The 8890-nt window shown below is 72.0% G+C and carries 11 protein-coding genes; 9 read left to right on the forward strand and 2 right to left on the reverse strand.

Going from position 1 to position 8890, the window contains the following annotated elements; genetic code table 11:
- The first annotated feature begins 54 nt into the window (after positions 1 to 54).
- The 9 genes from AB0637_RS20205 (at position 55) to AB0637_RS20245 (ending at position 6716) form a co-directional block, all read left to right on the forward strand.
- On the forward strand, positions 55 to 711 hold the full coding sequence (locus tag AB0637_RS20205) for an urease subunit gamma (protein ID WP_366174494.1): 657 nt from the start codon (positions 55 to 57) through the stop codon (positions 709 to 711).
- On the forward strand, positions 704 to 2401 hold the full coding sequence (locus AB0637_RS20210; protein WP_366174484.1) for an urease subunit alpha: 1698 nt from the start codon (positions 704 to 706) through the stop codon (positions 2399 to 2401). Before AB0637_RS20205 ends, AB0637_RS20210 begins: the two co-directional genes overlap by 8 nt.
- A complete protein-coding gene (locus AB0637_RS20215) occupies positions 2401 to 3087 on the forward strand; it encodes an urease accessory UreF family protein (protein WP_366174485.1) in 687 nt (228 codons plus the stop codon). The genes AB0637_RS20210 and AB0637_RS20215 overlap by 1 nt, the downstream gene beginning before the upstream one ends.
- Positions 3080 to 3784, forward strand: coding sequence for an urease accessory protein UreG (gene ureG / locus AB0637_RS20220; RefSeq protein WP_366174486.1), 705 nt, complete (start codon positions 3080 to 3082; stop codon positions 3782 to 3784). Before AB0637_RS20215 ends, ureG begins: the two co-directional genes overlap by 8 nt.
- Complete coding sequence (locus AB0637_RS20225) at positions 3781 to 4506, forward strand: urease accessory protein UreD (RefSeq protein WP_366174487.1); 726 nt, start codon at positions 3781 to 3783, stop codon at positions 4504 to 4506. The genes ureG and AB0637_RS20225 overlap by 4 nt, the downstream gene beginning before the upstream one ends.
- Before the next feature lie 72 nt (positions 4507 to 4578).
- Positions 4579 to 4776, forward strand: a complete 198-nt coding sequence (locus AB0637_RS20230; protein WP_366174488.1) for a hypothetical protein — start codon at positions 4579 to 4581, stop codon at positions 4774 to 4776.
- A gap of 69 nt (positions 4777 to 4845) precedes the next feature.
- A complete protein-coding gene (locus AB0637_RS20235) occupies positions 4846 to 5280 on the forward strand; it encodes a hypothetical protein (RefSeq protein ID WP_366174489.1) in 435 nt (144 codons plus the stop codon).
- Between the two features lie 99 nt (positions 5281 to 5379).
- On the forward strand, positions 5380 to 5829 hold the full coding sequence (locus tag AB0637_RS20240; protein ID WP_366174490.1) for a hypothetical protein: 450 nt from the start codon (positions 5380 to 5382) through the stop codon (positions 5827 to 5829).
- Positions 5830 to 5957: 128 nt separating this feature from the next.
- Positions 5958 to 6716, forward strand: coding sequence for a class I SAM-dependent methyltransferase (locus AB0637_RS20245; protein ID WP_366174491.1), 759 nt, complete (start codon positions 5958 to 5960; stop codon positions 6714 to 6716).
- Positions 6717 to 6881: 165 nt separating this feature from the next.
- On the opposite strand, the gene AB0637_RS20250 is transcribed toward AB0637_RS20245, so the two are convergent.
- On the reverse strand, positions 6882 to 7463 hold the full coding sequence (locus AB0637_RS20250; protein WP_366174495.1) for an AAA family ATPase: 582 nt from the start codon (positions 7461 to 7463) through the stop codon (positions 6882 to 6884).
- A 16-nt stretch (positions 7464 to 7479) separates the two neighbouring features.
- On the reverse strand, positions 7480 to 8043 hold the full coding sequence (locus AB0637_RS20255) for an AAA family ATPase (protein ID WP_366174492.1): 564 nt from the start codon (positions 8041 to 8043) through the stop codon (positions 7480 to 7482).
- Positions 8044 to 8890: the final 847 nt, after the last annotated feature.

The raw sequence follows: 8890 nt of genomic DNA on the forward strand, positions 1-8890 counted from the left end.
CGCACGTCTCCAGACCCTCGGCCACCGCACGACGAAGGGCTAGTGTCCGCTCCCGTGAACATCAGTCCGGCCGACACCGAGAAGCTGCTCCTGGCGGTCGCGGGCATGGTCGCCCGCGACCGCCTGCAGCGCGGGGTGCTGTTGAACCACCCCGAAGCCGTGGCGCTCCTGTCCACCTGGGTCGTCGAACGCGCCCGCGAAGGGGCCCGTGTCGTCGACCTCATGGAGGCCGGCCGGCACGTCCTGCGCACCGACCAGGTCATGCCCGGGGTGCCGGAGATGCTGCACGACGTGCAGGTCGAGGCGACCTTCCCCGACGGCCGCAAGCTCGTCACCCTCCACCACCCCGTCACCGACGGCGGCGCCCGGGCGCAGGAGGCACCGGGCGCCGTGCGCGTCCGCCCGGGGACGATCACCCTCAACGCCGACCGCACCGACGACGAACGGCTCACCCTGCGCGTGGAGAACACCGGCGACCGGCCCGTCCAGATCGGGTCGCACCTGCACCTGCCCGACGCGAACCCCGCGCTCCGCTTCGACCGCGCGGCCGCGCACGGGTTCCGCCTCGACGTCCCCTCGGGCACCTCCGTCCGCTTCGAACCCGGTGTCGCCCGGACCGTCGAGGCCGTCGCCCTGCGCGGCGACCGCCGCGTCCCGGGGATCCAGCGGGACCGCTCGCACCTCGGAGAGGGGGGCGGCCTCGATGGTTGAGATCGACCGCGCCGCGTACGCCGCGCTCTACGGCCCCACCACGGGCGACCAGGTCCGTCTCGGGGACACCGACCTGTGGATCGAGGTCGAGGCCGACCTCACCGTGGGCGGGGAGGAGGCCGTGTTCGGCGGCGGGAAGTCCATCCGCGAATCGATGGCGCAGGGCACCACCTCGCGCGCCGACGGCGCCCCCGACACCGTCGTCACCAACGCGGTCGTCCTCGACCACACCGGGATCTACCGCGCCGACGTCGGCATCCGGGACGGGATCGTCTGCGGCATCGGGCGCGCCGGGAACCCCGACGTCGCCGACGGCGTGCACCCCGCCCTGCGGATCGGTCCCTCGACCGACGTCGTCTCCGGCGAGGGCCGCATCCTCACCGCGGGCGGCATCGACACCCACGTCCACCTCATCTCACCGTCCCAGGTGCACGAGGCGCTCGCCGCGGGGATCACGACGATCGCCGGCGGCGGCACCGGGCCGAGCGAGGGGACGAAGGCCACGACGGTCACCCCCGGCGCCTGGCACCTCGCGAACACCCACCGGGCCCTCGACGACCTGCCCGTCAACGTCCTGCTGCTGGGCAAGGGGAACACCGTCTCCGCGGCGGGTCTGGCCGAACAGGCCCTCGCAGGCGCGGCCGGGTACAAGGTCCACGAGGACTGGGGGTCCACGCCGGCGGCGATCGACGCCACGTTGCGCGCGGCCGAGGAGTTCGGCCTCCAGGTGGCGTTGCACTCCGACTCCCTCAACGAGGCCGGGTACGTCGACTCCACGGTCGCCGCCATCGCGGGCCGGTCCATCCACGCGTTCCACACCGAGGGCGCCGGCGGCGGGCACGCGCCGGACATCATCACCGTCGCCGGGTTGCCGCACGTCATCCCGGGGTCGACGAACCCGACGCTGCCGCACACGGTGAACACCGTCCCCGAGCACCTCGACATGCTCCTGGTGTGCCACCACCTGAACCCGGCCGTGCCGGAGGACCTCGCGTTCGCGGAGTCCCGCATCCGGGCGACGACGATCGCGGCCGAGGACGTCCTGCACGACCTCGGGGCGCTGTCGATCACGAGTTCGGACGCGCAGGCCATGGGCCGCATCGGGGAGGTCATCACCCGCACGTGGCAGGTCGCGCACGTCATGAAGCGCGCCCGCGGCGGGATGGACGCGCGCGCCGACAACGAACGGGCCCTGCGCTACGTCGCGAAGTACACGATCAACCCCGCGATCGCCCACGGCATCGACCACCGCGTCGGGTCCGTGGAGGTCGGCAAGCTCGCCGACCTCGTCCTGTGGGACCCGGCGTTCTTCGGGGTGCGGCCCTCGGTCGTCCTCAAGGGCGGGGCGCTCGTCCTCGGCGCGCTCGGGGACCCGAACGCCTCGATCCCCACGCCGCAGCCGGTGCTGCTGCGACCGGCCCTGGCGCACCCCGTCGGCGCCGACGTCTCGATCAGCTTCGTCTCCCCCGCCGCCCTGGCCGACGGTCTCGCGGGACGGCTCGGGTTGCGTCGCAGGCTGGAAGCCGTCCGCGACACCCGCGCGGTGGGCAAGGCGCAGATGGTCCACAACGACGCGCTGCCCCGCATCGAGGTCGACCCCGAGACGTTCGCCATCACGATCGACGGGGACCTCGTGGAACCCGCGCCCGCCGAGGAACTGCCGCTCGCGCAGCGGTACCAGCTGTTCTGATGGGTTCCCCCGACCTGCTGCTCGCCCTGCTGGCCGACGCGCGGCTGCCCGTCGGCGGGCACACGCAGTCGGCCGGGGTGGAACCGGCGATGGCGCACGGTGGGCTGACCGCCGCGGACGTCCCGGCGTTCACCACCGGTCGGTTGCGCACCGTCACGGCCGTCGAGGCGGGAACCGCCGTCGTCGCGCGGCACCGCGTCCTGGCCGGGGACGACCTGGCACCGCTCCAGCGTGCGTGGGCGGCGCGCACGCCGTCGCAGCCGTTGCGTGCGGCCTCGGGAACCCTGGGCCGCGGCTACCTGCGGCTCGCGCGGTCGCTGTGGCCGGACCCGCCGCACCTCGAGGGGGGCTGGGACGGACTGGAACGGACGTGCGGCCGGACGCCCCCGCGACCGCTCGTCCTCGGGGCGCTCGCCGCGGTCGCCGGCCTGGACGCCGAACGGCTCGTGCGCCTGTGCGCGCACGAGGACGTGGCCACCGCGGCCGCCGCCGTGCTCAAGCTCGAACCCCTCGACCCGCTCGTCGCCACCGGCTGGGTCCTCGCCGCGCACCCCGAGGTCGAGGCCCTCGTCGAACGCTGCGCCCACCTCACCGACCCCGACGACGTGCCCGCCACCGCGGCCCCGCTCGTCGAGCAGTTCTCCCTGCAGCACGCCGTCACGAGACAGAGGTTGTTCCATGCCTGAGCACCGTTCCCCCGCCCGCGCCCTCCGCCTCGGCATCGCCGGTCCGGTCGGCACGGGGAAGAGTTCGCTCATCGCGCTGCTGTGCCGGGAACTGCGGGACACCCACCGCCTGGGCGTCATCACCAACGACATCTACACCGACGAGGACGCCCGCTTCCTGCGCTCGGAGGGTGTGCTGGAACCCGAGCGGATCCGCGCGGTGGAGACGGGGGCGTGCCCGCACACCGCCATCCGCGACGACGTCACGGCGAACCTGCTGGCCGTCGAGGACCTCGAACGCGACTTCGACCCGCTCGACGTCGTCCTCGTGGAGTCCGGTGGGGACAACCTCACGGCGACGTTCTCCCCCGCGCTCGTCGATGCGCAGATCTTCGTCCTCGACGTCGCGGGCGGTGGTGACGTCGCCCGCAAGGGAGGCCCGGGGATCGGGCGCGCGGACCTGCTCGTCGTCAACAAGACCGACCTGGCCCCGTACGTCGGCGTCGACGTCGACCGGATGCGCGCCGACGCCCTCGCCGCGCGCGACGGCCGGCCCGTCGTCGCGCTCTCGCGCACCGACCGCGCCTCGATCGACGCCCTCACCGGGTGGTTGGACGGCGTGCTCACCAGCTTCCGCTCCGGCACGCACTCCCCCGTCGACCCCGGCCCGATGGCACCGCACTCCCACGCCGACGGGACGGTGCACTCGCACGCGTGAGCACCCGCGTCGTCGTCCGCGCGGACGGTTCCCTGGACCTGGGGGTGGGCGCCCTCGCGCCGAAGGTGCTGCAGCGCAGCGGTCGGCACGCCCGGGTCGCCCTCGTCGGGACGCGGGCCCTGCTCCTGTCCGGGGACCGCGTCGACGTCCACGTCGAGGTGGCCGCGGGCTGCTCGCTGGAACTCGTCGAGGTCGCCGCGACCGTCGCCTACGACGGCCGCGGCGGACCCCCCGCCCACTGGTGCACGACGGTGGTGGCCGGGCCGGACGCCCGGGTCGTGTGGGACGCCCAACCGCTCGTCGTCGCCACCGGGGCCGACGTGGACCGGACGGTGCGGATCGACCTCGCGACCGGGGCCGTCGTCGCGCTGCGCGAGGACGTGGTCCTCGGCCGCACCGGGGAGGCCGGCGGGCGGCTGCGGTCCCGCACGCACGCGCGGCTCGACGGCGAGGACCTGCTCGTCGAGGACCTCGACCTGCGGGACCCCGCCCTGCGCCGCTCCCCCGCCGTGCTCGGCACGGCCCGGCAGCTGCGGACCGTCACCGTCCTCGGGCGACGGTGGGAGGAGGGGGCGTGCGGTCCCGCGCTGCAGCTCGACGGTCCCGGGACGCTCGCGCGGGAGGTGCTGGGGGTCGGCCCCGAGCCGGCGGCGGGCGCCCTGGACCGCTGCTGGGACACGCTGCGCCGCGAACTGCTGTCCCCGTCCCCCGGTGCGACCTGACCTTCGTCAAGGGGGTCCCACGACGCCTCCCGGCGTGCGACGGTGGATCCACTCGAAGGAGAGGAACACGTCATGGGCTCGGTCGCCGTCGTCTTCATCGCGCTGGTCGTCTCGGCGCTCGTCCTCGTCACGCTGATCGTCGTCCTGCTCGTGCGCGACCACGGCCGCGACCGGTCCGCACGCGACGTGCCGCACCGCGGTGACTGGGACCTGGCCGGGTCCTCGCCCATGGCGCACGGCCGGGGCACCGGGACGCCGACGAGCAGCTGAGCCGCTGTGCTGCACCAGGACCCCGGTGACCGCCGTCGACCGTCGGTCCACTGCGGCACGACGCCCACCATGCCGACGCTGACCCTGAGCGCGATCGAAGCCGCCGTGCGGGCCTCGTGGGGACCCGACACGACGTTCGCCTCGACCGAGTACATGGCCCGCGGCAGCGGACAGCCCTCCCGAGGTCAGTGCGGAACGACCGCCCTCGTCCTGCAAGGACTGCTGGGCGGCGACCTGATGGTCGCCGACGTCGAGCACGAGGGACGCGTGGCGGGCGTGCACTACTGGAACGTCACCGCCGGCGGGATCGAGGTCGACCTCACACGAGACCAGTTCACCGACACCGAGAAGCTGGTCGACGTCCGCCGCGTCACGACGCAGCGCAACCACGGTGGAGCAGGTGAGCAGCCGTTCCTGCGGCTCCGCGAGCGCGTCACCGCCGCCCTGCAACCCGACGCCGTCACACGGTGGAGCTCGGGGTCAGCGGTGCACATCGCGGGATGAACGCGACGTCGTGACCGTCCTGCGAGTTGATCGCATCTAGGGTCGATGACCATGGCGCGGTGGTGGTTTCGTCGGCGGTCGTCCCCTCGCCGGGACGAGGTGGCCGTAACACCCCCTCCGACGGTCCCCGCGCGGGTCGCGACCTTCTCCGGTGTCAGCCGAGAGGAGGTCCTGGGCTACGGAACCGGGCTGTACGAGGTCGTCAGCGACGGCGGTGTGCACATCACCTTGCACGAGACCGAGCTGGTGCGGCTGGACCTGGCGGCCGCGCCGCGGGCCGAGCTGACCGTGTGGTGCCGCTTCGATCCTGACTGGGTGCCAGCCGGTGCTGAGGCGACTCCGGTGGTGCGGTTGCACTTCACCGATGTCGTGGTGGAGAGCATCGAGGTCGATGAGGAGGGTTGGAACCCGGCCTTGCGCAGCGACGGGCAAGTGCGGTTGATGGACTACGCACCTGGTGACTGGTTCCGGCTGCAAACCGCGGCGCTGGTGGTGAACTTCCGCGCCGGTCACGCGGATCTGTCGCTGCATGCGTCGGAGCTCGACTGAGCGCCTGACCTCAGCTGCCTGCGTCTGGAGGGCGCCATCACGGACAGCGGGATGACCGTACGTTCTTCTGGCCCCTCGACGGACTTAACGACTCGCTCAGAGCGTGGGGATGCTGGTTGCCTGCGGTGGTGACCGTCCACGATCAAGACCTTGTCGCTGAGTGGGCTCAGCGGTTCTCCGAGCCGACCGCCGGCTGGTCGTTCGCCTCTTTCGAGGGGAAGGTGGGCAGCGGGAACCCGCCCTGGTCCTACACCGACCTGGCCCGCCGGTTCCTGCCGACAGCTCGCTCGGTCCTGGACCTGGGGACCGGTGGCGGTGAGCAGTTCCTGGCCTTCGCCGACGTCCTGCCATCCGACACCCACGCCACGGAGGGCTGGGATCCGAACGTGGCGATCGCCCGGGCGGCCTTGGCGCCTCACGGCATCGACGTCGTGGCGCACAACGCCGAGCGGGGTGAGCAGCTGCCTTACCCCGCCGCACGTTTCGACGTCGTCATGCCGCGTCACGCCGCCTACGAGGTCACTGATGTGGCGCGGGTGCTGCGGCCTGGGGGTGTCTTCCTGACCCAGCAGGTGGATGGGCGCAACCTGGCGGACCTGTCGGCCGTCTTCGGCGCCGACCCGGCCTACCCCGACACGACATTGGCGGTGTGCCAGGAGCTGGCCGCGGACGCCGGGCTGGTGGTCGAGGAGGCGCGGGAGTGGAACGGGAAGATCCGCTTCGCTGACGTGGCCACGTTGGTGTCCTACCTGCGGATGATGCCGTGGCAGCTGCCGGCCGACTTCACCGTCGAGCGGTATGCGTCCGCGCTGCTGGGGTTGCAGCAGCGGGCTGCTCCCTTGACTTTCACCGAGGTCCGCTTCCTGCTGATCGCCCGGCGTCGCTGACCAGGATGTCGCAGCCAGCATCGCGTCAGCTGGTCTGGGTCGAGCCAACGCTGAAGACAGTCCGCTTCTCGCCATAAGAATGACGTCAGCGGTGGCGGCTGCCCCGCCCGTATCGCGGGATGACCGTGAGGTTCCACGGACGGGCAGCGGCCTGTGGTCGAGACGCTAGGTGAGATCCGTCCCAGGCGACGGCGAGGTGCGCAGCGGTCCCTGCAGCCAGTGGTGCGCCTCGGTGTGGCTGCGCAGGCGGACGACAGGAACGCCGGACTGCTGCCGAGCCAGGACGCTGACGCGGGCTGCGTTGGTGCGGTGGGTCTTCCATGCCCAGCGCACGATGTGGTTCGGGTCGCTGAAGAAGGCCCGCAGCGGTGGCTCGACGTTGCCGTTCCACAGCACCTGGCGCCGCAGCCGGCGCACCACCGTGCGGCGAGTGACCTGGTGCATGACCACGGTCTTGGGCAGGTCCAGCCAGACCAGGAGGTCAGCCCGCTCGAGCAGGTGGTCGCGCACGGAGCCGTACTGCCACTCGGTGACCCAGGCGGGGCCGGCGCTGAAGCGGTGCACGTCTTCCTCGAAGGAGGGCCGCGGTGTCCAGCCCGGTCCGTGGAAGAGGAAGTCCAGCTCCACGTGGGCTACGTCCAGGACCTCGGCGATGCGCGCGGCCAGAGTCGTCTTGCCGGATCCGGAGGGGCCGGCGACGAGGATCCGTCGGGGGCGGTGGGGTAGGGCGTCGGTGGGGCCGAGCAGTGGCACGGTGTCGACGCTAGCCAACCGGGGGCGTGGCGTCGGCGTTCCAGCCGACGGCGCGGATCACTGCCTGCGCCACCTCGGACGGGGCCTGCCCCGCTGCCACGGGCACCTCGACGTCACCGATGCCGACTGCGTCGAGGATGGCGTCCAGTTCCCCGCTGCGGTGCAGGTGCCAGTCCAAGGCGTCGCGGTCATCGTGGTGTCGCTGACGCAGGCGGCCTTCGACATCGCTGAGGTCCACGCGCAGACGGCACACCGTCAGTGGCACCCCGGCAGCTTGCTCGTACAGGGGCTGTTGCGCGGAATCTTCGAGCACCCCGGCCAAGACCAGGCGGAGCGCACCGGCGGCGAGGTGGTTGCGGGCCACGTCGCGCAGGTTGGCCAGCATCAGCTGCTCGTGGAAGGGATCGGCCTCGGGGCTGGGCCAGGCGTCGCGCAGCGCGTCGAGGTCGATGACGGCGTGAGGGGTCGCGCCCTGGCGCAGCAGCGCACCGATGTATCTGGCGGTAGTGGTCTTGCCCGATCCGACGGTGCCGGTGATCAGCAGGGCCGCTGGCGATGAGGTGGAGGTCCGCACCGACGCGACGGTAGCGGCTGGCCGAGCACCGTTCGCGGGATGACCGTGCGAACCGGCTACTGCTTTGAGGACCGGCGGTAGGCCCGGTACTCGAGCGACCACTGCAGCACCAAGGCGACCCACAACGCACATGTGATCTTGGCCCAGCCCTCCAAGACCCATCCGGAGATGGCGAACAGGACGACTCCCAGTGCGATGAAAGCTGGGTAGTACCGCACCAATCTGCGTGATCTGGCTGGTGATCTTTTCTCGTCCGTCACAGGGGCAGCCTCTCGCAGTGGATGCCATGAGAGCGGCGGATCGACTGTGTTCGTACCTTGCGCAGATCGCCATGAGCGCGACGTCGCTGGCAGTCAGGACCACCCGTATCGCGGGATGACCGTGACGTCGCCCAGGGGTCCGGGCACAGGGGGCTGACGAGTTGTCGTCAGGCAGAGGGGTGACGGCCGTGGACGATCGCCCTCGCGGTGGAAGTAGTACGCGATGCTCGTCCGGTGTCCGATTCGACAGAGCGCGCTGGCTGGCGCCAGCGGCGGGGACCGCGGCTGCTGCTGCGCGTGGCGTCGGTTGTCGTTGCTTTGGCTCTGGTGGTGGTGGCGCAGAGGCAAGGCGAGCAGGGGCACGTAGTGCGTACTGCTTTGGCCGTCGGCGGGATCCTCGTCGTGATGAGCTGGGCTACGGATTCGATCGCCCGCGGTGTCTCTCGGATCGTTCGCGGTCGGCGTGGCAGTTCGGGATGACCGTGCCTCCTGCGCGCACCGCGGGATGACCGTGAAGTCGCCAGCCGCGTGGGCGGCGGGATGATCAGATGATGCTGGGGTCGGTGACGTCCTTATTGAGCCGGGGG

The sequence above is a fragment of the Kineococcus sp. NPDC059986 genome (genome assembly GCF_040702905.1).
Lineage (GTDB): Bacteria > Actinomycetota > Actinomycetes > Actinomycetales > Kineococcaceae > Kineococcus.